General features: G+C 34.5%; 23 protein-coding genes. 1 reads left to right on the forward strand and 22 read right to left on the reverse strand.

Annotated elements, in window-relative coordinates; translation table 11 throughout:
* Positions 1-95 precede the first annotated feature (95 nt).
* The 6 genes from ACY0M5_RS17395 to corA form a co-directional block, all read right to left on the reverse strand.
* On the reverse strand, positions 96-1,328 hold the full coding sequence (locus tag ACY0M5_RS17395; protein ID WP_461630044.1) for a TolC family protein: 1,233 nt from the start codon (positions 1,326-1,328) through the stop codon (positions 96-98).
* Entirely contained in the window at positions 1,325-5,140 is a 3,816-nt protein-coding gene (locus ACY0M5_RS17400; RefSeq protein ID WP_461630045.1) for an efflux RND transporter permease subunit, read from the reverse strand. The genes ACY0M5_RS17395 and ACY0M5_RS17400 overlap by 4 nt, the downstream gene beginning before the upstream one ends.
* Positions 5,141-5,242: 102 nt before the next feature.
* Complete coding sequence (locus tag ACY0M5_RS17405) at positions 5,243-5,611, reverse strand: HYC_CC_PP family protein (protein WP_124993068.1); 369 nt, start codon at positions 5,609-5,611, stop codon at positions 5,243-5,245.
* A 94-nt stretch (positions 5,612-5,705) separates the two neighbouring features.
* On the reverse strand, positions 5,706-6,278 hold the full coding sequence (locus ACY0M5_RS17410; protein ID WP_461630046.1) for an AraC family transcriptional regulator: 573 nt from the start codon (positions 6,276-6,278) through the stop codon (positions 5,706-5,708).
* Positions 6,279-6,465: 187 nt separating this feature from the next.
* On the reverse strand, positions 6,466-7,365 hold the full coding sequence (locus ACY0M5_RS17415) for a restriction endonuclease (RefSeq protein WP_461630047.1): 900 nt from the start codon (positions 7,363-7,365) through the stop codon (positions 6,466-6,468).
* Positions 7,366-7,494: 129 nt separating this feature from the next.
* Positions 7,495-8,565 (reverse strand): magnesium/cobalt transporter CorA, encoded by a 1,071-nt coding sequence (gene corA, locus ACY0M5_RS17420; RefSeq protein WP_461630048.1) that lies wholly within the window; start codon positions 8,563-8,565, stop codon positions 7,495-7,497.
* Positions 8,566-8,637: 72 nt separating this feature from the next.
* Here corA and ACY0M5_RS17425 point away from each other — a divergent pair, with 72 nt between their 5' ends.
* A complete protein-coding gene (locus tag ACY0M5_RS17425; protein ID WP_124993071.1) occupies positions 8,638-9,525 on the forward strand; it encodes a mechanosensitive ion channel family protein in 888 nt (295 codons plus the stop codon).
* Between the two features lie 555 nt (positions 9,526-10,080).
* On the opposite strand, the gene ACY0M5_RS17430 is transcribed toward ACY0M5_RS17425, so the two are convergent.
* The 16 genes from ACY0M5_RS17430 to ACY0M5_RS17505 all read right to left on the reverse strand — a co-directional run bounded on the left by ACY0M5_RS17430 (position 10,081) and on the right by ACY0M5_RS17505 (position 22,467).
* Positions 10,081-11,694 carry a DUF4236 domain-containing protein gene (locus tag ACY0M5_RS17430; protein WP_461630049.1) on the reverse strand — a complete coding sequence of 538 codons (1,614 nt, stop codon included), beginning with the start codon at positions 11,692-11,694 and terminating at the stop codon, positions 10,081-10,083.
* Between the two features lie 314 nt (positions 11,695-12,008).
* Positions 12,009-12,428, reverse strand: a complete 420-nt coding sequence (locus ACY0M5_RS17435) for a hypothetical protein (RefSeq protein WP_461630050.1) — start codon at positions 12,426-12,428, stop codon at positions 12,009-12,011.
* 165 nt (positions 12,429-12,593) lie between these two features.
* Positions 12,594-13,475 (reverse strand): methyltransferase domain-containing protein, encoded by an 882-nt coding sequence (locus ACY0M5_RS17440; RefSeq protein WP_124993073.1) that lies wholly within the window; start codon positions 13,473-13,475, stop codon positions 12,594-12,596.
* A gap of 25 nt (positions 13,476-13,500) precedes the next feature.
* Positions 13,501-13,848 carry an inorganic diphosphatase gene (locus ACY0M5_RS17445; protein ID WP_156196799.1) on the reverse strand — a complete coding sequence of 116 codons (348 nt, stop codon included), beginning with the start codon at positions 13,846-13,848 and terminating at the stop codon, positions 13,501-13,503.
* 19 nt (positions 13,849-13,867) lie between these two features.
* Positions 13,868-14,467, reverse strand: coding sequence for an HAD family hydrolase (locus ACY0M5_RS17450; RefSeq protein WP_156196798.1), 600 nt, complete (start codon positions 14,465-14,467; stop codon positions 13,868-13,870).
* 274 nt (positions 14,468-14,741) lie between these two features.
* On the reverse strand, positions 14,742-15,551 hold the full coding sequence (locus ACY0M5_RS17455; RefSeq protein WP_461630051.1) for a helix-turn-helix domain-containing protein: 810 nt from the start codon (positions 15,549-15,551) through the stop codon (positions 14,742-14,744).
* A gap of 123 nt (positions 15,552-15,674) precedes the next feature.
* Positions 15,675-16,220: a cysteine hydrolase family protein gene (locus tag ACY0M5_RS17460; RefSeq protein WP_461630052.1), complete on the reverse strand. Its 546-nt coding sequence runs from the start codon at positions 16,218-16,220 to the stop codon at positions 15,675-15,677.
* Positions 16,221-16,287: 67 nt separating this feature from the next.
* The gene (locus ACY0M5_RS17465; RefSeq protein WP_124993077.1) at positions 16,288-17,094 is read right to left on the reverse strand and encodes a hypothetical protein; all 807 of its coding nucleotides are present in this window, start codon (positions 17,092-17,094) and stop codon (positions 16,288-16,290) included.
* Positions 17,095-17,262: 168 nt separating this feature from the next.
* Positions 17,263-17,607 (reverse strand): GIY-YIG nuclease family protein, encoded by a 345-nt coding sequence (locus tag ACY0M5_RS17470; protein ID WP_124993078.1) that lies wholly within the window; start codon positions 17,605-17,607, stop codon positions 17,263-17,265.
* Positions 17,608-17,895: 288 nt separating this feature from the next.
* Complete coding sequence (locus ACY0M5_RS17475; protein ID WP_124993079.1) at positions 17,896-18,468, reverse strand: hypothetical protein; 573 nt, start codon at positions 18,466-18,468, stop codon at positions 17,896-17,898.
* A gap of 295 nt (positions 18,469-18,763) precedes the next feature.
* Complete coding sequence (locus ACY0M5_RS17480; protein WP_124993080.1) at positions 18,764-19,078, reverse strand: NIPSNAP family protein; 315 nt, start codon at positions 19,076-19,078, stop codon at positions 18,764-18,766.
* A gap of 191 nt (positions 19,079-19,269) precedes the next feature.
* Complete coding sequence (locus tag ACY0M5_RS17485; protein WP_461630053.1) at positions 19,270-19,674, reverse strand: cupin domain-containing protein; 405 nt, start codon at positions 19,672-19,674, stop codon at positions 19,270-19,272.
* On the reverse strand, positions 19,671-20,069 hold the full coding sequence (locus ACY0M5_RS17490) for a tautomerase family protein (RefSeq protein WP_461630054.1): 399 nt from the start codon (positions 20,067-20,069) through the stop codon (positions 19,671-19,673). The genes ACY0M5_RS17485 and ACY0M5_RS17490 overlap by 4 nt, the downstream gene beginning before the upstream one ends.
* A 177-nt stretch (positions 20,070-20,246) precedes the next feature.
* Positions 20,247-21,038: a class D beta-lactamase gene (blaOXA, locus tag ACY0M5_RS17495; protein ID WP_461630055.1), complete on the reverse strand. Its 792-nt coding sequence runs from the start codon at positions 21,036-21,038 to the stop codon at positions 20,247-20,249.
* An 82-nt stretch (positions 21,039-21,120) separates the two neighbouring features.
* Positions 21,121-21,663 (reverse strand): HXXEE domain-containing protein, encoded by a 543-nt coding sequence (locus ACY0M5_RS17500; protein WP_461630056.1) that lies wholly within the window; start codon positions 21,661-21,663, stop codon positions 21,121-21,123.
* A gap of 60 nt (positions 21,664-21,723) precedes the next feature.
* Entirely contained in the window at positions 21,724-22,467 is a 744-nt protein-coding gene (locus tag ACY0M5_RS17505) for an AraC family transcriptional regulator (protein WP_461630057.1), read from the reverse strand.
* Between the last annotated feature and the right edge of the window lie 682 nt (positions 22,468-23,149).

Genomic DNA, 23,149 nt, shown 5'->3' on the forward strand with positions numbered 1-23,149 from the left:
AGTAAATAATCATTTTCGTGTGTGAGTTAATAATTACTTAATCATGGACGTTTCATATGCTTATAATTTGTTTTTTAGCTGCCACATGGAATGGTTTATTTCCCCATTAAGTAGTAGATAAATGCAATTGCTGCTTGTTTATCTGCTCTGGCTTTTTCCAATTCCAGCTTGTATTTCAGAACCTTTCTTTCCATTCTTAAAATCTCCTCAAAATTCTTATTCCCTGTTGCATAATCTGTTTCCAACAGATTTAACGATTTATTAGCCAATTCTAATTGGGAGATATACAAAGCAATTCTTCTGTGTCCGTCTTTGTAATCTTTCCATGAATTTTCGAATATGGACTCCAACATATTTTGTGTATTGGCTTTGTCCATCTCTTTGGCGGTTTCAAGCAAAACAACTTCATTAATCATTGCTTTGTATTTGTTCCGGTAAAGAGGAATTGTGATCCCCGCTTTAGGGAAAACAAAGGCATCTTTTCCTGCCAGATTATTGTCTCCCTTCCCAACAATTGTATACTCAAATCCTAAATTAAAATTGGGCTTGCCTTGTTTGTTTGCCAGTATCTTTCGGTATTTCAACGACTCCTGCTGAAGCGCTATTCCCAGCAGCTTGTGATTGTTGCTTCTCACAGAATCCAACAAAGCCTCTTTTGCAAAACGAATATCGTCTTCCCACAGAACATCCGGAGTATCTACCTCATTGGATGGATCAGTATTCAGCAGTTTGTTGAAAGAAAACTCCAATGCCTCCTGCTTATCGGTTAAAAGAGCCAATTGATTTTGCAAATCACCAATTTCCATTTCTATTCGATACCCATCAACAGCTGAAACCAAACCAGCCTCTACCTTTACAGCTGCCAGCTTTTTAAATACACTCAGAATTTCAAAGTTCTGATTGGTTATTGCAATGGCCTTCTTATTAAAATAGATGTTGTAATAGCTTGCACTGATATCACTGAATAATTTTGATTTGGCATCCAGAAAAACCTCATACCTGGCCTTGGCATTCTGAACCGCTATATTTTCTTTTGCTTTAAGAGTCCCGAACCAGGGAAACATCTGCGAAAGCGAAAATTTAAATTCCTGAGGCCCCATTCTTGTTTCAACCGGTTCTATAAAATATGCGAATGCCAACTGGGGATCCGGCAGTGCTTTCACCTGAGGAGCAAGCTCAAGTGCTGCCATATACTCCTTAAAGCGGGCCTTCAGTCCCGGATTATTTTCTGCTCCCATTTTCAGATAAGCTGACAGTTCCTGCTGACCAAAGGCAACAGAAGATGTCAAAAGAAACAGGACTGTGATAATTCTATTTATTTTTCTCATGATTCTATTCCTTTCGTTTTTTTTAACTCCTTTGTAACTTTAGCTTCCTGCCACATGCTGTACAGAACCGGAACAACAAACATCGTCAGCACCTCAATGGTCATTCCTCCGAACAGTGGAATTGCCATCGGCACCATAATATCGGAACCTTTTCCTGTTGATGTTAAAATTGGAATCAGGGCAATAATGGTTGTTGCTGTTGTCATAACTGCAGGACGAACCCGTTTTGAACCCGCTTCCAAAACCAAAGCACGAACCTCTTTTGCTGTTTTAGGACTCTTTTTTTCCTGCAGCTGTTTGATGTAGGTACTAATCAAAACGCCATCATCAGTGGCGACACCAAACAGAGCAATAAAACCTACCCAGACTGCCACACTCAGATTTATGGTGTGAACCTGAAACAAATCCCTTAAGTGAATGCCGCCTAACTCTCCGTTCAGAAACCAGGGCTGACCATACAACCAAAGCATAATAAATCCGCCTGACAAGGCTACAATTATCCCAGTAAATATGAAAGTTGTTGATACAACAGATTTGAACTGGAAATAAAGAATCAGAAAAATGATCAGTAATGAAATTGGCACAACAATCATCAATCGTTTCGTTGCACGAATCTGATTCTCATAGTTTCCGGTAAAAACATAGCTGACACCTGCAGGCAGATTAAATTCTCCTTCGGATATCTTTTCTTTTAGGTAATCCTGTGCATTCTCAACCACATCCACCTCTGCGAATCCCTCTTTTTTATCAAAAATTACATATCCTACCAGAAAGGTATTTTCACTTTTAATCAACTGAGGCCCCCGGATGTAATGAATGTTTACCAAATCGCCTAACGGAATTTGAGCGCCATTCGATGCCGGAATCAATATCTTCTTTATATCTTCAGGATTGTCGCGAAATTCCCGCGCATACCGCAAGCGAACAGGGAATCGTTCTCTTCCTTCCACTGTTGTTGTCAATTGCATTCCTCCAATAGCACTGCTGATTACCGATTGCAGATTTTTAACCGAAATGCCGTATCGTGAAATCGCATCCCGGTCAATTTCGAGCTCCAGATAAGGTTTCCCCACCACCCGATCGGCAAAAACAGACATGGCCTGCACTCCTTTCACTTGTTTCAGATGTTTTTCAATCTCGTATCCAACCTTTTCTATTGACTCCAGATCGGGACCGAAAACCTTGATTCCCATGGGTGCCCTCATTCCGGTTTGCAGCATCACCAAACGTGTTTGAATTGGCTGCAGTTTTGGGGCAGAAGTTAAGCCTGGAATTGATGATTGACTGATGATTTGATCCCAAATATCATCCGGCGATTTTATTTCTTTGCGCCATTGACGGAAATACTCTCCATTGTTGTCTTCTATCAGATTTTCTTTCCCGATTAAACGAAACCCCTCTTCCCTGGGATTGTATGTAGAGCCATCCTTCAACACAAACGCGTCTTTCCTGTTTACTTTAAACCGCATTCTGTGTCCGGATTCATCCAGCATATACTCCGACTTATAATTGATCAAATTTTCGAACATTGAAGTAGGTGCCGGATCGAGAGCAGAATTTACACGTCCCCATTTTCCAACTACACTTTCCACCTCAGGAATCGAATTGATCTTCTTATCCAGAACGGCAATCACATCAAGATTTTCCTGTATTCCGGAATGTGGCATTGTTGTTGGCATAAACAAGAATGATCCTTCATCAAGCGAAGGCATAAATTCCTTACCAATTCCCGGAATGGCAGCATCCAGTTTTTTATAAACACCGGTATTTTGAACAAAATCAGGCATAAAACCAAACAGTTTGTCAAATCCCTGCCATATTGAAATTCCAAATACCACAAACAGGATGGGAACCGATAAAAATTTCCATTTGTTGTTTAAACACCATTTCAGAATTTTCGCATAAAAAAACACGACTGATGATAAGGCACCTAAAACGACACTTACAATTGCAATTACGAACAAGAAGTTAGCAAACAGGCTGTTCTCTGCTCCCAAAGGCAACCATGCCTTGGTCAGAAAGAATACAACTACCACAATTGTGATGGCAATATTTATTAAATTCACCCACGACTTTTTGGCCTCTTTCCATTTATCGGCAAACAAACCATTTAAGCCATATGCAACCAAAGCCATTGCGATATATTTCCCTGAAACAACCGACAAAACAATGCCTGCCAAAATTATCAGGCTGTTCCAGATTTTAGAGTATTTGTTTTTGTCGAAACGAATTGAAAATACCAGATGGGCCAATGTTGGAATGATGATTAAACCAATCAGCAAAGCAGCCAACATGGTAAATGTTTTGGTATAGGCCAGTGGTTTAAACAGTTTTCCTTCGGCGGCCTCCATGGCAAACACGGGCAAAAAACTTATGATGGTAGTTGCCAAAGCTGTTACAACCGCCCCGGCAACCTCGGTTGTGGCAGTATAAACAATTTCCAAAAGTTTTTTCCCTTTGGCTCCCGCATTTTCAACCGCCCCGGCATGCCTGATGATGTTTTCGGTGAATACAATCCCCACATCAACCATAACTCCAATGGCAATCGCAATACCCGACAGAGCAACAATATTCGCATCGACTCCAAACTGACGCATGGCAATAAAGGTGATCAGTACTCCGAGCGGCAGTAAACTTGATATTAAGAAAGAAGCCCTGAGATTCAGCACCAACACAATAATCACTAAAATACTGATCAAAAGTTCCAGTGAAATCGCTTCCTCTAATGTTCCAAGGGTTTCTTTGATCAATCCTGTACGATCGTAAAAAGGGACGATTGTTACTTTAGACAGCGTGCCGTCGGCCAATGTTTTAGAAGGCAAACCAGGTTCTATTTCCGCAATTTTATCTTTTAAGTTTTCGATGGTCTGCAAAGGGTTAGCACCGTAACGTGCTACCACAACACCGCCAACAGCTTCTGATCCTCCTTTATCCAATCCACCACGACGGGTGGCCGGACCAAAATTCACCTTTGCAACATCCCTTATCCGGATGGGAATATTGTTTCGAACAGCAACAACGCTTTTTTCAATGTCTTCCAGACTTTTGATATACCCTAAAGCTCTTATTAAATATTCTACTTTATTGAACTCAATGGTTCGGGCTCCAATATCCAGATTGCTGTTTTTAACGGCAGCCATTATCTGACTAATATTTACTCCATTCGCCTTCATTGCATCCGGATCAATATCAATCTGATACTCTTTCACAAAACCTCCAATGGATGCGACCTCGGCTACTCCTTTGGCCGAAGTTAATGAATAGCGGACGTAAAAATCCTGAATGGTTCTTAATTCGTGAGGATCCCAACCTCCCGCCGGATTTCCATCTTTATCTCTTCCCTCTAAGGTGTACCAGTAAATCTGGCCAAGAGCTGTTGCATCAGGCCCCAAAGCGGGAGAAACATCCTCGGGAAGAGTTCCGGAAGGAAGAGAGTTTAATTTTTCAAGAATCCGCGTACGGCTCCAATAAAACTCTATATCCTCATCGAAAATAATATAGATACTGGAAACGCCAAAAATGGAATTACTGCGAATGGTTTTTACACCTGGTATCCCCAAAAGGGATGTTGTTAACGGATACGAAATCTGATCTTCAATATCCTGAGGAGACCGACCCGGCCATTCCGTATATACAATTTGTTGGTTTTCTCCGATATCCGGAATTGCATCAACGGGCACAGGATCGTTTGGCAAAATGCCGGTATCCCAGCCAAAAGGAGAATTAATAATTCCCCAGCTAATCATGACAATCAGCACCAAAAAAGTAACCAGTTTATTCTCAAGGAAAAAACGAATAATTTTATTAAGCATAGTTAATAAATTATGATTTGTCTTAAACTTTTAAAATTACTGATACGCAGGAAACTGCAAGGCACAGCAATTCCAACGCATCTTATAAAGATAAGTTACAAATCATAATCTATAATTCTGGAAACAGGAAAGTACCGTTTGGATTTTGGGGGGAGGAACAATATACTCTACGAAATTCTTCCTGACATTAAGAGGTGTTTCAACCTTAATTAATTCAATTAAAGCCGGCAATACCACTTCCAATTGCTCGAAATCAAAAGTATAAGAAGAAATTGAAAAATCATTTTCAATTTTTACGGTAAAAACTTCATTATGGCAACAGCCTTGTGGAATTTCGCAGCAAGCTTTTGGTGCAGATAAAAAAGACACATCTTTTACATTGCCCCCACAATAATGTACGGAGACAGTTATACCTGTTGTAACAACAAATACAACCAAGGCTAATAGTAAATGACTGAATTTCTTAAGCATTACAAATTATTTATACGACAAATATAACGCCTGTTTACAAAAAAGACGTGTATAATTTGTAAAAAGACGTGCACAATTTAGAAATAAAAGAGATTTATATCTCATTTATAGAATGTCTTCCTGCTTTTTTATTTTTTCCAAATTCGGTAGGTGTTAAGCCGGTAATCGACTTGAATTGTCTGGAAAAATGTTGACTGGAACTGTAATTTAACTGATAAGCGATTTCGCTGATACTCAATTCTTCGTAAAAAAGTAATTCTTTTGCTTTCTCAATTTTTTGAAGAATCAGGTACTTTTCGATTGTTTTACCTTCGAATTCGGAAAAAAGCTTGCTAAGTGAAGCATAACTATGCCCGATAGTCTTCTGCAAATGATCGGTTAAATTTCCTGTCTGAATGGCTTGTTCCTGATAATGAGCGATTTTGATAATTTCACTTTTAACCTGCTCAATCAATTGCGCTTTCTTGTCGTTTAAAAGTTCAAAACCTATTTCTTCCAAGTCAACTTTCAGTTTTTGCGTTTCACCTTCCGTTAACGACCGCTCCAACACCACTGTCCCCAAGTCTATTTCAATAAAATTAAGGTTCAACTTCTTAAGAACCATCTCCACTGCAGCTATGCATCTCGGACAGACCATGTTCTTTATATGAATGCGGTTTTGTTCCATTTTACTATTTTAATCCGACAAGCGAAACAAATAAACTACAAGTTATTCCTTTTTGCAAAGTCTTATTTCACAGCTTGTTTCTGAAAAGCAAAATAAGAAAAACATTTAAGAAGGCATCTAAAACAAGAAAGGAAAATTAAACGTTTCGGATACCCTCTTTTATTTCCGAAGAAATCAATCTGAACCCCTATCCACAAACATGAGTAAGTTCATTTTTCAATGATTTTTGCCTTTTTTCACTTAAGGCAAACGAATCCAATAAATGAAAGTTTTCTTTTAGCTGCAAACAGGTAAGGATGTTTCGATCCATCAAATCCTGCTTTTCCTTTTTTGTAAGATTACTTAGTATCGTTACAGGATAAAGACGAAGTTCTTCAATGATTTCTTTCAGACCTCTGTTCCGGGGATAATCCCATCCTAACAGATGCAAACCACTACAAGTGCCGTACTGTACTGAATCGGGTGAGAAACGGGTATTTGTAACAACCCATCCCGTAAAGGAAAGGTTTTTGTATTCGGGCATATCCTTTCTTTTTTCGATGATGTCGTTCACACGCGAACGCACATACAAAGGCACCTGCACACTAACATGTTTGCCCTGATCTTTATGATATTTGCATTCAACCAAGTGCTGCTCCTTATTTCGGGTGGCAATTACATCCATTTCGTGGGTCACACAAACACCTTCAACCACCACTCCTACTTCAATCTCAAATTCTTGTTTTTTGAACAATTGCCCGATAAATTGCTCAAAAGGGTATCCTGTCGGGCCAAGCTCCATTATTGCTTTCTTTAAGCGGTAACGCATGGCCGAAGTGTTTTTTTCGCGGCGCAGAATTGAAAAGGCCCGCGAATAGATTTGTTTGGTAGTAACTCCATTAAAAATCCAATCTTCAATATTCACAAGAATTTTTTCTATTGCTGCTGTACTTGCCCCTGCATTTTGCAGCGAACGCTCTAACTTATCAATTGCAAAAAGCTCCTCATCACCCGAAGCTTTTTTCACAAAAATCGATTTACTATGAAAGGAATTTGTTTCCTTGCTGTCTTTATTTTCGATACTCTCGATCTGTTTTGAATTGGTCATTCTGGTCTTTCAATTTATTTGTTTCACAATGGGAATGGTAAAGCTAAAAATTAATGAATCACATTGTGGTTTTGTGAGGTTTATCTGTTTATAGTATTTGAAGTTTGCGCATTAAATTCCTGTTGCTTATTACAACCATTTCTTTTTTCGGAAGTACCATATCATTCCGGCGGCAACCAAAATCATGATAATAAGAATGCCGAAGTAGCCATATTTCCACTCCAGTTCGGGCATGTTCTTAAAATTCATACCATAAATACCGGCCAAAAAAGTAAGCGGAATAAAAACAGTTGCTATTAAAGTCAGAAACTTCATGGTGTTATTTAGCTGAGTATTCTGTTCGGACTCATACGTATCGCGAATATTTGAGAGATAATCGCGCAGGTAATCCAACTGATCGATGATAAACAAAATATGATCCTGCGTATCCCGGAAAAACTTCACATTCTCATCTGCGAATAAAACGGATTCGCTTTGAATTAAAAGATCATAAGACTCCTTCAAAGGTAAAATGCTTCCCCGGGCCTTCATGATCTGCTTCTTAAAATCCTGAATTTTCCGCGGAACAAAATCCGAATCTTCCTTTCCGATGCAATCCTCCAATTCAGTCAGCTGATCGTTCCAATTTTCAATGATGTGAAAATAGCTGTCCACAATTGTATCTGCTACAGCAAAAAACAAATAATCCACACCTTTCGACCGTATTCTTCGTGTACTGTTTCCCAAACGGGTAAATAAAGAATCCAATACTGCATAGTTCGAATCCATAAAGGAGATCACATAATTTTCCCCTAAAATAAGATGAACTGGTACAGACTGAAACTTATATTCTCCCACCTTTGGGATCATCAATTTTAAGGAAAGAAAATTGTAGTGATCCAGATCCTCAAATTTAGGTCTCAAATGGGAATTAAGTACATCTTCCAAAGTCAGGTTGTGAATGTCAAGCTGCCTGCCTAAATTCTCATAAGCCGGAATATCAATCCCTGAAAAATGAATCCAGGAAACCAAATCACCCTCTTTAAAGTCATATGTAATCTGGTTCAAATCAGTCGTATACTCGGATAGTTTAATTTCTTCAGAATTGTACTGCCTCACCTGAACCGAAGCATGCTCAAGTTCCCGGGTTCCAATATGCACCAGAGTTCCCGGAGCCATTCCTGTTTTTACCGAAATACGACTTGTTTTTTTCTTTGTCATGACAAAATAGTGTGATTAATTGTATCTTTAAATTAAACAAATCATTTACTGGTTAACAAATATATTACAACAATGATAGAAACATTTGAAGCTTTCTTAAAAAACCTTGGTGTTGGGTATAAATTACTTTTTATTCTTGGTACAATCATCTCTGGTTTTTTAATTTCCAAACTCATTCAATTTTTTATGAGCCGCATGCTGAAAAAAGCCTCGGATCTATTAAAAGTTGATCCAACCAATTACAGTTTTCTGAAAAATGCGGTTAGTTTCCTCATTTTTACAATTGTTGTTATCGTCGTTTTTTATTCGATACCTGAATTGAAAAATGTCGGTATAAGTTTAATGGCCAGTGCCGGTATTTTGGCTGCGATTCTTGGTTTTGCATCTCAACAGGCTTTTTCAAATATCATCAGCGGCATCTTCATAGTTATTTTTAAACCTTTTCATGTTGGCGATTTCATTAAAATAGGCGAATTACACTTGGGTACAGTTGAAGATATTACTTTGCGCCATACCGTGATTAAAAATCCTGAAAACAGGAGAATAATTATTCCCAACTCGGTTATTAGTTCCGAAACCATTTTAAATTCGTCGATTACCGATGCAAAAGTCTGCTCATTCATCGAAATAGGAATCAGTTACTCTTCCAATATCGACAAAGCAATTGAAATCATTCAGAATCAGGCTTTGAACCACCCCAATTTTTATGACAACAGAACAGAGGAAGAAAAAGAGGAAAATATCGATCAGGTAGTAGTTCGGGTGATTAATCTGGGCGATTCGAGTGTTACGCTGAGAGCATATGTTTGGGCCGAAGATTCGGGCAAAGCTTTTGTGACGAAATGCGATTTACTGAAATCTATTAAAGAACAATTTGACAGAGACGGAATTGAGATTCCATTCCCGCATCAAACCGTCTACCTTCGACAGGAGAAACCGTTAACAATCACTCAAATTTAAAATCTGATTTTTTGTGAGGAAAACAACAACTTTTTGCTTGGACGGCTTATTTCCCTGAGAAATACATCAACTTTTTGTCTGGACAACTTATATCCCTGAGAAATACGTCAACTTTTTGTCTGGATGACCTTTTTGCCGCGCATATAAGCCATTTTTTTGTCTGGACGGCTCATCTGAAACTCATACGAGTCAACTTTTTTTCTGGACGGCTCATCTGAAACTCATACAAGACTTTTTTTTGTCTGGACAACCCATCTGAAACTCATACGAGTCAACTTTTTTTCTGGACGACTCATCTGAAACTCATACAAGACTTTTTTTTGCTTGGACGACCCATCTGAAACTCATACGAGTCAACTTTTTGATTGGACGACTCATCTGAAACTCATACAAGACTTTTTTTTGTCTGGACAAAAAAAAAGGCCGGGCTGGGAGCCTGACCTATGGGATTTTAACGTTTGGAGGTATGGTTAGGGATGGCGGGCTTTACAAGACTTGTTGAGGCGGGTTTCTTTGCTTCACAAACCACGAAACTCTTATTAACTATACCGCGTGTTAGCCAAAGTACATTTTCAACTCTCCTCTAATATTCATCAATTTTTCATGATTTATTTTATAATAATCATCATTTCCTTCTTCAGCAACTCCAGACTTTAATAATAAATCAACCAATTTGTTAGTCTTAGAAAATCCATAATATAATTTCAACTGTAAATCAGTTTTTTTGAACTGGTTGTGTTGTGTAAAGAAATTAATGAAATTATTAAACTCATCATCTGGGTTATATGAATCAATATCAGCCTGAGTTATTTGTCCGTTTTGTAAATTTGATATTGAATTGATGATATCTTCGAATTTTTTTAATCCATCAAGTTTTGATGTTTGTAAAACTTCATTAAGTCCTTGTTCTGATTCAATAAAATAGTTGCTATATAGACAGATAGGAATTTGTCTATTATTAGAAAATCTTTTATCAGGACCTCCTTTTTTATTTACATATTTCCATGTATAATCAATGATTTTGGAATCAGATGGGACCACTCCGTCCTCAATAAATTGTGAGTCACTTGAAGAAAATCTTATGTTTTTATACATTATTGAAGCATATTTGCTTTCCTTCTTAATCAGCAAGCGTTCGGGTAAAAAGTAAAGTTTAATGTTTTTTAAACCAATATATGGAATCCTTGCATTGGTTATAAAATACTTCATTGGAAGTTTATGTTGAGCACGTTCAGAAATTAAATCTCTACCAACCAAGGTTGAAGCACCACCATGATATTTTTTATCATGTCCAGAAGACGAAGTTCGAATTTGCCAAACTTGTCTTACATTCAAGAACGACTTAAATGAAGTTATAAATTTCTCATATAAATCATTCATTTCATCATCTAGGTCATAATAGAGTTCTATGTTCTTACGCTTTTTATCTAGCTGGCTCAATTTTATTAAACCAAAAATCCATAATCCCAATAATAAAATGGATGAAACGTAGATCAATATTTTATTTGTACTGAATCTGGTAATAGGAATATTTGAGAGAATTTTAGTTTTAAGGTCAACAAGTGGAATATAAATAAATCCTTTCTCATTACCTGTTGCAACTAGAATCCATTCATTTTGAATAGAATCATTTAATACCCTAAGTTCATCTCCTTTATGCACTTGAACAACCTTATTGCTTTTAACATTACTCTCTGACCTAATATTTACAACATCATTTTTTACAACAACCACTTTAGTTTCTACAATGTTGTAATCGTAAGGAATAAAGAAATAAATTGAAAAAACAATCAATATTATCAATCCAAAAAAAAAGAATAAGTTGAAGAAACTCATTTTTTTATCCTTTTTCTCCAATTCTTCAATAAACTCTTGGGAATCAATATCTGTTAAATTATCGAAATTGACTGTTTCAATAATTTCTTGATTTTTATCTATCTGCTGGGGTATTGGAACTTCAATATATTCTTGTTCCTGATTGTCTTGTTTACCTTTGAAAGAAATGTGTTTTCTATAATACAAACCATTTCTCCCAAGATGTACATAGGTTCCTTTAGGACTAAAAACGAATCTTGCTCCTTTTACACCAGTAGAAACTCCAATTCCAGACTTCGAAAAATTAAGTCTTATAGGCCCTAATCCTGCTGATTTTCTAAAATAAAATCCCATAATTTATATGTTTCGTGATACTGTCATCGTATTTTGGCGAATTTCTAAATAAAGCCATGGGCTTTATTTCGTTTATATTTATTTAAATAAGTGTGTTTATCACCCCATATTGAGCAGTAATAAACACGTATTATATGTTATATGCAGTATGAATCTACGAAACTAACACCGTTTAACAAAAAAAGATTAAAGAATAAAATACAAAGAAGACAAAAAAAGGCCGGGCTGGGAGCCTGACCGTTCTCTTTTATTCTGATACTTTTTTGAAACCACTTTTTCGGTTTTGTTCCCCTTTTGCAATTACAAAAATCCATTTAAATTTTTGCAAAATTAAATTTATAGATTGCCTGTTCCTTGTACCCACTTCTGCTAACTGTTAAAACAATGCGTGTTACTCCATCAGTGGAGGTATTTGAATCAACATTAACAGATACGCCTGAACAAGAACTTTTTGCTGAAACAAAAGGCGTTTCATTTGTTGTTGACAGGATTGAATATTCTATTGCACAGTGTTTAGTCGATTCTGTGATTTGGCTTCCTGTAACAGCAATATTCTTGGAATCTTCTAATTTTAACAGCAGATTGTCATCAATGCTGTATTCAATGTCATTTACACTTATGCTTGTGATTCCAAGAACACTGAAATCAGCTTTCGAAATTTCATTGTCATCTTTGTCACACGAGCAAACGGCAATTGCAATAAAAAACAATACCAAATATTTTAAAGTCTTCATTATTGAATGTTTTATGTAAAAAAAATAAAGTCTGCAAATATAAAAAAAAGCAGCAATACATAATTAAGTTTGATGGCTATTTTAGTTTTTCGCGATGAACAGTAAATTGTTATTCTATTCCCGGGTTTTCAATTCCGTGTGCGGTTGATGGTATGGTGCCGCTCTCTATTTTAACCGTGTTATTTTTGTTGTTTTAAAATCATATTCACCAATTTCTCTTTTATCAATCCTGAATTGTCTGGAATCAAGATATTGCTCAATAAACGGCAAGTCGGGCGCATAATAAAAGGCACCTCCAATTTTAAGTGATTTTAATATTTCCATATACTTTTTTGCATACTCAATATAGTTTCCATCTTCTCTTAAATTATGGTGTTTAAAATGATTGGAAAATCCAAGATTACTGATTATTGCTCCCCACTTTTCTATTCCATAATTATATTCCAGCCAATCAAAATTGAAAAGATTATTACTTGTGAAAGAAAACCGGTCGATACCATACGTGTCAATGCCCTTCTCACATAAGTAATTGACTAAATTTCCTTGTTTTCCACAACCTATATCTAAAACCGGCTCTTTTAATTGTGTCGTTTCAATTTGCAGAATCTCAATTTGCAAACCGGGACTGTATTCTGAGCAGACAACAGGTTCAACTTTTGAACCGGCATTCAAATAAATTTTTTCGGCAAATGAATTGCTGTTCTTAATCCAGTCTTTTAGCCTTTTGTAATGATTTTTTGAAATGCTTTCTGCAGAAATTATTCCAGTACGCATATCTGCAAATAAACAGGTATAAATATTTCTCAGCTCATTTTTTGATTTTGTATCAAATGAATAGTATTGGTTTACCCTGCAAAATTCTTCAATGGCTTTATCAGCAGCATAATCGACTAAGAACTTTTCGGAATCACTGTTTAATTCATTGATGTTCGAAATTGCATTAATTGTTTCGTTAATAAAGCGAAACATTTCAGGCTTATCAAGGAAGATATTTTTCCCTTGATTAAATTCTATCTGCTTATCGATACTTTGTATAAATTTATCCATTTAGTGCGTGCCTGTTTTTATTCCGTCAAGAATTGTTATCATGATTTATAAAAATCGCTTTCATGTAGTCTGAATTATTTAGAAAGTAAAGCACAACTTCGATTTCTTTTTCACTACATCCGTAAATAATTTTTATCTCAGAGTCATTTTTAATTCTATCAGCAATGCAAATTATTCCATTTATCTTTTTCTCCTTTTCTTCACCAATAAATATATCAATACCTCCTCCATCCATTGATTTAGTATTTGCAATAAATCCATAATCAACCGGATAAATCATGTTCTCATATTTAGGATGAGTTGTTCCCTTTTTTCTATCTATTACCAGCTTGTTTGATTTAATAAATTCATCAAGAATATCCCAATAGGTCATATTTATTTCAATTATCTATTTACAATCCCAAACGTTCAAGTTCATCTTTCAAATTTACTCCCTTTAACAGAGGTATTGTATTAAAACCAAGTCTGTTTGCTGCATTAATATTCTCCTGATTGTCATCAATAAATAATGATTCATTCGCTGTTAATCCATATCGGGTAAGTAACAATTGATATATCCGTGCATCAGGTTTTATTATTTTCTCTGTTCCTGAAACTACTATACCTTCTAATTCCTTAAAAAAAGGATATTGATCAAATACTATTGGAAATGTTTCAGCCGACCAATTCGTGAGTCCAAACAAGCGATATTTATCTTTCAAATCCTTTATCAGCGCGGCATTTTCTTCGATTGCTCCTCCAATCATTTTTACCCAATCAGAATAATAATTCCTAATCTCTTTTTCGTATTGAGGGATTTCTTTTACTAATTCTTCAGTTGCTTCATTTAATGAGCGACCTGCATCTTGTTTGATATTCCATTCAGTACTGCAAACGTCCTTTAAAAAGTATTCCATCTCTGCTTCATCCTGAAATACATTCCGATAAAGGTATCTCGGATTCCAATCAATCAGTACACCTCCAAAATCGAATATTATATTTTTTATTTTCATCTGTTTATAATTTTAAGTTTTTGTCAGATGGTCCCGAAAGCTTTCGGGATTACCATGCTGGAATAATCATCTCCCTGTGTGTAGAAAGCTTTATACATGGACGTTTCATGTGTTTATAATTTGTTTTTAAGCTTTTGCCAGATGGAACTCCCAAATTACACTCATTCTCCCGCGTGTAACACTTTTTGCATGGTCGTTTCATACTGTTGTAAATTGTAATTACAGCGCAAAGGTAAGGGGTAGTAAATTTAAGAAATTGTATATTTTAAACAGGTTAAAATAATTTAAAGTTATAATTGATGATTTTGCTTTCCTTATCAGCCAATTTTATGAATGCTTGATAAGCTGACGGTGTTTGGTTTACAAACATTTTAAATTCACGAATGAAGTGTGCCTGGTCGAAATATCCTGAATTTGATCCTATTGAGGTTAGATTATCCTGACTGTCGATCAAACTGCAAAGCGATTTGCGAAATTTAATCAGTCTCTCAAATTTCTTAGGAGTGATTCCAACAATTTGGGTGAAACTTCTGTTAAGCGCTGTATAATTTGTCCCTGTTCTTTTGCAATAATCTTCAATAGAACATGTCTCATCATTCCACCTGAATTGTTTGTAAAAATCCATTATTTGAGAGACTGCATCATGTAATTTTTCGCAATGTAAATCACTTAACAGTCCGCAAAGCTTGTCAATTAATACAGTGTCCGAATCGCTGACAGAACAATTAAGATTGTCCTTTATTCCTTTTGTTTCAAGCGGGTAATCAATTGAATTATTAATTAGCTTTTTTCCTTGAATCTGAATAAAAGGATATAAACCAAAGGCAAAAAATCTTACTCCAATTATTTTAGTGCCGGCGGGATAGATTAATACTGTGTTTTTAGTAGAAATGCCTTCTATTTGCGGGACTTCAATTAATATTTCATCTCGTTTGTATGCAGAATGATTCAGTGGGAAAATTAAGTTAACGTACTGATTTGGTGGGATCATTAATTCTACTTCTGCTTCTTTATTCTCTGCCACCCAAATTCTTTCAATCAAATCTGGAAATAGTTCAGCTTTGTATGTTTTTATAGTAAGCAATTCGTTTTTTTTAATTACAAACAAGCTGTTGCGTGGTCGTGCTTTGCTAAAAGAAATTTCAATTCATCACCCGCCATAGATGGAGTAAACTCAGTTGTATGTCTACGATAAACAGTCACCCAATTATTGATTTAGATACTCCTCTGTGGTTTGCACTGTTGAATAAAAATAATTTAATGCTGATAAAAAACTATTTTGAACTTCATTGGCTTCAACAACTTTTCCATTGTATTCTAAATCTTTTGTTGCACAAGCATCACCAATAACAGAAATAGTAAATCCAAAATCTTTTGCAGCTCTTGTTGTTGCATCAACGCACATATGCGTCATCATTCCGCATATGACCAAATCAGTTATTTGTGTTTCTTCAAGATATTGCATCAGGTCTGTTTCTCTGAAACTATTTGGATAATGTTTAACGACTATCTTCTCACTTTTTAAAGGACTGATGGTGTTATGAATTTCTGCTCCTTTTGTATTTGGTAAAAAGAATGATGCATCAGGTCGTGTTGCAATGTGCTGAATAAAAATTACGGGCAATGCCTCTGCTCTAAACTTGTCTAAAAGAAGTTTTGCTTTCCGGCAGGCTTTATCCGAATGAACAAGAGTCATTGTTCCATTTTCAAAATAATCATTCTGAATATCTATTATAATCAGTGCTTTTTTCATTTTTATCCATTTTTAATTTAGATAGTAATCGCTTGTGCAACGGTTAGCGTTTTCAGCCATTGTTGTTTTATTCAAAATCAATGTTCCAATTATTTCTCAACGACTGCAATTTAGGAACAATACAAGACTTCTTATCATTTTCAACGGACACAAAAACCGGAACAAAATCGTCGTTCTTTTTATCACTCATAATCGAATAGTCAGTTGTAAATGATTCTCCAATTATTTTATTTCCGCTTCTTGTTTCATATTCATAATGCACAATAATTCCTTGTCCAAAATTAAAAACAGGAAGTCCGGATTTTAGCATCATCGAAACTATCTTTCCTTTTGATACTTTTCCGAATTTGTAGAGTTTAAGTTCCTTTTTCAGGTATAAGATTGAATAGATTAAAAAAGGCAATCCAATAATCAGAAACGGGATTGGTATGATTAAAAAGAACCAAATTGAAAATCCATATGGTTTTAGGTCTTTTAGTATTGAATTTCCATTGAGTTCTTTGATTTCAATATCATCTCCGATTTCTAAATTTTCTATTTTTCTTTCTTCCAGAACTTTATATTTAGATTCTATTTCATTTCCATTCTCTGAATATTTGTATGAAATTATTGTCGGGTGAACTCCGTTAATCGTCACATTGTATTGAGTTTCAATGTCCGTTATTTCAGCAGTAGTTTCTTTTCCCTGTAAATTTATCGATTCATAATCAATTTCGGGCGTGTCGTTTCCAAATGACGAAAACACTATCGATAAAACAATAACAAGAAATAATGGAATTAGAGTAAAAAGAAAACCAAAAAGCAATGGAATCGGTTTCTTTTTCAAAATATTAAGTATGGTTGAGAATTTAATTTTTCTAGGCATATTGTTCATTCGTTCGTTTTTTTAATAATGGTTAACGGTTACATGTATGAAACGTTTGGCATTTCGAAGCGATTCCCTATCTAACTGTTGCTAGTTTTATTAAATGTACCACCCTTAAAATTAGCACTTTCTGCCAAATATTTTATATGCCGTGTTAGCGGTTCGTTGTTTATTGAATCAGTAAAGTTTAATTCCTTTTTTTAATAAGTCAATCTGGTGTAATTTAAGAAGTTCTTTCAAATCTGTTTGTTTTTCTAATTCAGTTGCTGTTTCTTCTATTTTTAATTCTTCATAAATACTAAATTCAAAATTGTCTGAACCAAGTGTATTCCAATCATTTTGTAATTCTATGTTTTTATGACTCCCCAATTTTAATTGAAATTGATCGGAATTAAATGCCCTATCTAAATCTGTACTTGTTTTTAAAAATAGTTTATTCTTCTTTAAGTTTTTAATCTGAAAGATTCCTGCCCTGAACTTCATCTGCTTGTAGGCATTTTTATTTTCTTTTTTTTTGTTCATACCTTTTCTTTTTTATGTCATTTATATCGATTTATCTACGGTATTCACAATGACCGCTAACGTAGCGGTGCTATGAATAGTTGCGGATTGCAAACCTGTCCAGCTACACCAAACTTAATGTGGACTACAACCCTTTAATAACAGACGAAACGGCTGTTATTTATGAGCACGTGTTAGCACCTGTTTTTAATTAATCGTGAATATATGTCTTTGTATTTATAAACTGTCCAAAAGCAAAAAACGCTTCATCTAAATCAGAGTTCTCTATTTTTAATATAGGCAGATTCATTATTCTTCTTTCTTAGTCAAGAATAGATTTTTTAAGAAATCAACTTTTTTATTTTCAGTCCATTTATCTGTGTCTGAAATCGAAAAGTTACTTGTATTTCCATTTTTCTCGCCGACAAGAAAATATGTATCAAAATCCCCTTTTTCAATTTGTCCGTAAATCCGGTAAATCATAAAGTTGTTTGTACTATCTTTTTCCAGAGGTTGTCTTATCAATCCATGTGAATCAACGAAGTATTTTGAATCCCATTCGTAATAGGCTTTCACGAAATCATATCCTGACTCTGAGCCGTCCCTATTAAATTCATACTTATCGAATCGCCCAAATGCAATTGCAATAATTACAGAATCTTGATTTCTAAAGAACTGTTGCCTGCTAATTGTATTGTAATTTGTCTTTTCCCATTTTCCTGGAAGTGTTACTGAACCATACGGCACAACAAAATAATCAGTCTCATTTTTTGTTTCGTTATATTCTCCGCCAACAAGTGTACTGGTTTTTTGTGTAGCACAATTAGTTAGAAGAATTGTCATTGCCAATAAAAGAAATGTCTTAATAAGGTTTGTTTTCATTGTTATCAATCCGTTTGTATTTTTTCTAGTTTGAGCGGGCTGCAAATCTGAATATTTGGACTTCCCCTGCCATTACTTATACTAAATGTTGTGCTTAAGTGCTTTTACTTAATTTATTTTTTCAGATCCCATTTTTCCTTTTCTCTTATTCCTCTGTGTTGAAATGTTATATATAAAACCACATAATCACTTAAATCTGATATTTTTATCATATCAGCTTTCCATTCAATATGTATCTCCATATGGAAACTCCTTAACTTTCTGCAAATGTCCTTTCCAATATTTTATTGATAAATCACTTGATTGGTGAAAAACTTGTTGCATTCATAATTCTTGACTCTTGCTTTTCCAGCATTTGTAAAGCTGTTGGAATAAAATTTTCTAACCATTCATAATCATCATACAGAGCTTTTCGTTTTTCTATTCTTTCATTAAAATTTTCATATTCCCATATGTGGATAACTTGATTCAACACACCTGTTTCTGTATACCAGTAACCAATCAATTTTGAATATTTAGAGATAATGGGAAGCCCTATCTTCTCAAAATGTTTTATGTATTGGTTCATTTTCCCAACTTTAACAGTGTAAATTCTCATTTCGTATATCATATTCTGTTGCTTTTATATCATTCAAAACAAATTAATATATTATGCTGTTGCTTCTTTTTAGCATGAAGCACAACGATTCGTATAAGAATAGTAGCCGACAGCGTGGCACTTTCCTGTCAAGTTACAAGTAAGATGAAGCGGACTACAACCCTTTAATTTAGTACTATTTCGCCTATTTTGTATATACATTGTCAGCGGTTCGGGCTTTTCTGTGTTTCGATAAAATATCTGTCGTCTTGGCTGTGGATCAAAGGGGCAGTAGCAATTATTCTTAGTGTTCCTTCTGAAATATTCTTAAATCCGTGAATTTCTCCAGGATAAATTGTGAAACAGTCTCCGGTATTTACCTCTTTTTCTGGGTTCCAAAGTATATTATCATTTTCTATTGTTCCTGTATATACAATACCATATCCGTTAAGTATGAAATATGTTTCTATGTCTTTTTTGTGGTAATGTGCTGGAATAAATTGTCCCTTTGTTAATTCAATAGCAAATACAGACATCTTTTCATCTCCGGTTAGGAAAGCAACTTTTACACCTACTTTTTCGTCTGTATTAATGCTATTTAAACAGTTGTTTATGTTTGAGACTTTCATTTATCTAAATGTTTTGGTTCTTGTATTTCACCGTTTCCAAACGACCAATTTTGTCTGCCGTCATTTTCAAGTAAAACGATGAAGATATTGTTTTTGGTAACAGTCGTAGGGTTCGCTATTCGATTGGCTATTTCTTTATATAATCCTTTCTTTTGCTCCAATGTACGACCTTGTCCTGCAATAATTTGAATATACACAATGTCGGAAGTATGGGGAATATTCAAATAAGTTTCTGGAAATTTAATTTGTTGTGGTTCTAATTCTTCGATAATATGAAAATAGTCGTCTTGTGGGATGTTAAATTCCTGAACAAGAGAGTTGTGTACAGAGTTTGAAATTCCATCTTTCGTCTCTTGTGAAAATACTTTTGGTAAACTTATTCTTACAAATGGCATAATATATTTTTTTTGTTGTGAATTGTGTCTTTGCCTGACCACTAACGTTGAGTGTATGGTGTCGTGCGGGATTGCGGGTTTCAAACTTATCAAGTTACCACCCAAAATTGATGCGGGAAATACCTCTCAAAAACCTCTGAAACCCTTATGAATTATACACATTATTGTAGCCAATGATTAATTAATTATCCCTTCTTCTTTAAGAATTTCATAAGTTATTTGTTTTCTCCATTTGGAATCTTCTTTGGTTTTTATATCCAAATTCAAAGCAAATATCCATGTATTATCTTTTGTTTCTACATATCCGACAAACCAACCAATTTGATTCTCTATTCTCAATGCCCATCCTGTTTTTGAATGCAATACATAGTTTTCTGTTGAATCCGTAACCATAATTTCTTTAACAAGTTCCTGATTTTTCAAACTAAAAGGCAATTCATTTTTTATTAATCGTTCAATAAATTCGACTTGTTCTTTTGCAGAAATCCGCAAATCTCCTTCAAGCCAAAAGTTATCAATTTGACCGCCCATTTTTGTGTTCCCATATCCAACAGAATCAATCCATTTTTGCATGTCGATAATTCCAACTCTACGTGCAAGTTCTTGATAAAACCAAACACAAGATAGAGGCATTGCTGTTCTCATTGTTTGGTTTTTATTCCATTTATCCCAACCGTAATCAACTCCGTTCCATTTAATCGTATCGTCTACGCTATTAATAGCATTTGTTTCTAACGAAATTAATGAATTCAATATTTTAAATGTTGATGCTGGCATATATGCACTGTCACATCTAGCTGTATTATAAACCTTGCTTTTACCAGATGAAATATCAAAAAGTATAAAAGTTCCATTAATATTTTTTGTATTAAATACCGAACTCCATTTCTCCGTTGAGTAGTTATTCTGAGCATTAATTGTCGATATGTATATTAAAATGACTAACGTTAATAATAATGTTTTTTTCATATGATTCCTCTTATTTTGTGTGGTTCGTTTCATTGGCTGCAACGGTAAATTGTATGAGTAGTGATTATTCTAAAATAAACTTTCAAAAAGACATAAATCGTTCTAATTTATCCGATACTTTTAATATCCCTTTTAGCATCATTGGTAGTTTGTTATTTCTTGCACTAATGGCACTTTCAATTAGAACAGGAAAAATAAGTAATAATAAAGGAATCATTGCCCAGATTGGAATAATTTGATGATGTAATATGACAACAATAACAAATATTGCTGCAAACAAGCCAAAGAAACCACCAAACACAAGCCCAGGGTTATATTTTTTTGTTTTCATTGTCAAAATAATGTGCTGTAATGAATTTAGAATTGTAAAATCTATTAATAGCATCATTATTACTACACTCAATACCTGATTGGGAATGAAATAACAAACTGCAGTCCACGCAAACCCAATAAAACTCAGAAAGAATAACCAAAGTCTGGTACCTAATACACTTTCTTTAATTACACCTGTTTGATAATTTTTTTGATGATAATGATAAATATTCCACTCTTCCATCTCGTGGATAAATAACACAACGGGTATTACAAAAAATAAATCCTTCAAATTCTCGATATTAAAAAACATTACAAACATCTTTTTAGTTAAACTTGACTTTTCTGTTTGCAAAGGTAATGTCGTTTTGAATTATGAATCTTGAATGAAATAACTGTTTTTTAATAACACCTTCATTGTCATTCCCGAAATTTGCCTGACAACCCGACTTAAATGGGAATAGTCAGCAAACCCAGCTAAATATGCAGCTTCACTCAAACTCTTATGTTGCATAATTTGATAAATAGCTTTTTTTATTCTTAACCACAATATATACCGTTGTAAAGAAAGTCCTGTTTGCTGTTTAAACAAAAAACGAATCCGACTTTTTGATAGAGGTACTGTTTCTACTAAAGAATCAAAATCGGTATCATATGTATTTAAAAGGTTCATTTTTTTAACCAATTGAAAAATACGATTGTCCATTGTTCTTTGAACTGGAGTAATCTTTAATAGTTTAAATATTTTCAACTCCAAATCATTAATCTCCTGATTACTATTTAATTCATCTTGCAAACAGCTTAGTTCTTCTTTTGAAACTGAAAGTGGTTGAAATGGAGCAGGATAATAATTAACCAACGTATTACCCAAATTGGTTGTTGGGTCAACTAAGATACATAACAAAACACTATCATTTGAAATGTGTTTATGTGGTACATTTGAATGAATTATAAAACTACTATGCCTATATTCTTTGTCATTTATATATAGCTGAAAACTACCACTTATAACAATTCCTATTTGTATAGCATAGTGTTTATGCTGTTTCGTTTCGGAGACTTTCCCTGCATAAATAATCATTCCGCTTTCTATAAATATCTTTGAGTTATGTTTCATTGGTAATCAGTCTTTACATTACGCACAACGTTGAGTGCATGATTTCGTAAGGAATTGCGGGTTACAACGGATTCATTTACTACTGTCATGTCTATTTTGTATATACACAGTTGGGTCACGTTTTACTCAGTCTTTATGTCATAGATTAAGTCAAATCTTTGAACATACAAATTCCGAATTTTTATAATGTTATTGTCTAAATAAAAGTTTGGAAAATTCTTTAGTAAATCTTCCAAATCAGGAATTCCATATCCCATAGTTGTATTATTATTTTCTTTTTCAAAATTTATGTTTTCTTTCTCACAAGATGTATTGAAAATTATAATTGATAATATTATCAAACACTTACTTAACCAAAAGCACCTTAAGTTCATAAACTTGTCTTTTATTTTCATAAATTTTCGTTTATAAATAATTTTGTAAAATCAAGTATTTATATTTTTTAGTTTTTTCATCTAAATGTGCCCCAATTTCCAAATAAACACAATAGTGTTTATATTTTAATAAAAAATGTGTTTCTCGATCCATATAGAGCAGCAATGAACACTTATTATATTCAATATGCGAATCTACGAAACTAACATCGCTTAACAAAAAAACAATAAAGAAATAGAAGACCAATAGGAATAAAAAAAAACAGACCAAGCCGTCAGCTTGGTCTGCAGGAAATAAAAAAGGTGCC

The organism is Labilibaculum euxinicum (assembly GCF_963678175.1).
In the GTDB taxonomy this organism is placed as follows: domain Bacteria; phylum Bacteroidota; class Bacteroidia; order Bacteroidales; family Marinifilaceae; genus Labilibaculum; species Labilibaculum euxinus.

Bases quoted from the DNA above. Each gene is read 5' to 3' on its own strand.
- ACY0M5_RS17395 (WP_461630044.1), bottom strand. From the start codon at position 1,328: ATGAGAAAAATAAATAGAATTATCACAGTCCTGTTTCTTTTGACATCT.
- ACY0M5_RS17400 (WP_461630045.1), bottom strand. From the start codon at position 5,140: ATGCTTAATAAAATTATTCGTTTTTTCCTTGAGAATAAACTGGTTACT.
- ACY0M5_RS17405 (WP_124993068.1), bottom strand. From the start codon at position 5,611: ATGCTTAAGAAATTCAGTCATTTACTATTAGCCTTGGTTGTATTTGTT.
- ACY0M5_RS17410 (WP_461630046.1), bottom strand. From the start codon at position 6,278: ATGGAACAAAACCGCATTCATATAAAGAACATGGTCTGTCCGAGATGC.
- ACY0M5_RS17415 (WP_461630047.1), bottom strand. From the start codon at position 7,365: ATGACCAATTCAAAACAGATCGAGAGTATCGAAAATAAAGACAGCAAG.
- corA (WP_461630048.1), bottom strand. From the start codon at position 8,565: ATGACAAAGAAAAAAACAAGTCGTATTTCGGTAAAAACAGGAATGGCT.
- ACY0M5_RS17425 (WP_124993071.1), top strand. From the start codon at position 8,638: ATGATAGAAACATTTGAAGCTTTCTTAAAAAACCTTGGTGTTGGGTAT.
- ACY0M5_RS17430 (WP_461630049.1), bottom strand. From the start codon at position 11,694: ATGGGATTTTATTTTAGAAAATCAGCAGGATTAGGGCCTATAAGACTT.
- ACY0M5_RS17435 (WP_461630050.1), bottom strand. From the start codon at position 12,428: ATGAAGACTTTAAAATATTTGGTATTGTTTTTTATTGCAATTGCCGTT.
- ACY0M5_RS17440 (WP_124993073.1), bottom strand. From the start codon at position 13,475: ATGGATAAATTTATACAAAGTATCGATAAGCAGATAGAATTTAATCAA.
- ACY0M5_RS17445 (WP_156196799.1), bottom strand. From the start codon at position 13,848: ATGACCTATTGGGATATTCTTGATGAATTTATTAAATCAAACAAGCTG.
- ACY0M5_RS17450 (WP_156196798.1), bottom strand. From the start codon at position 14,467: ATGAAAATAAAAAATATAATATTCGATTTTGGAGGTGTACTGATTGAT.
- ACY0M5_RS17460 (WP_461630052.1), bottom strand. From the start codon at position 16,220: ATGAAAAAAGCACTGATTATAATAGATATTCAGAATGATTATTTTGAA.
- ACY0M5_RS17465 (WP_124993077.1), bottom strand. From the start codon at position 17,094: ATGAACAATATGCCTAGAAAAATTAAATTCTCAACCATACTTAATATT.
- ACY0M5_RS17470 (WP_124993078.1), bottom strand. From the start codon at position 17,607: ATGAACAAAAAAAAAGAAAATAAAAATGCCTACAAGCAGATGAAGTTC.
- ACY0M5_RS17475 (WP_124993079.1), bottom strand. From the start codon at position 18,468: ATGAAAACAAACCTTATTAAGACATTTCTTTTATTGGCAATGACAATT.
- ACY0M5_RS17480 (WP_124993080.1), bottom strand. From the start codon at position 19,078: ATGATATACGAAATGAGAATTTACACTGTTAAAGTTGGGAAAATGAAC.
- ACY0M5_RS17485 (WP_461630053.1), bottom strand. From the start codon at position 19,674: ATGAAAGTCTCAAACATAAACAACTGTTTAAATAGCATTAATACAGAC.
- ACY0M5_RS17490 (WP_461630054.1), bottom strand. From the start codon at position 20,069: ATGCCATTTGTAAGAATAAGTTTACCAAAAGTATTTTCACAAGAGACG.
- blaOXA (WP_461630055.1), bottom strand. From the start codon at position 21,038: ATGAAAAAAACATTATTATTAACGTTAGTCATTTTAATATACATATCG.
- ACY0M5_RS17500 (WP_461630056.1), bottom strand. From the start codon at position 21,663: ATGTTTTTTAATATCGAGAATTTGAAGGATTTATTTTTTGTAATACCC.
- ACY0M5_RS17505 (WP_461630057.1), bottom strand. From the start codon at position 22,467: ATGAAACATAACTCAAAGATATTTATAGAAAGCGGAATGATTATTTAT.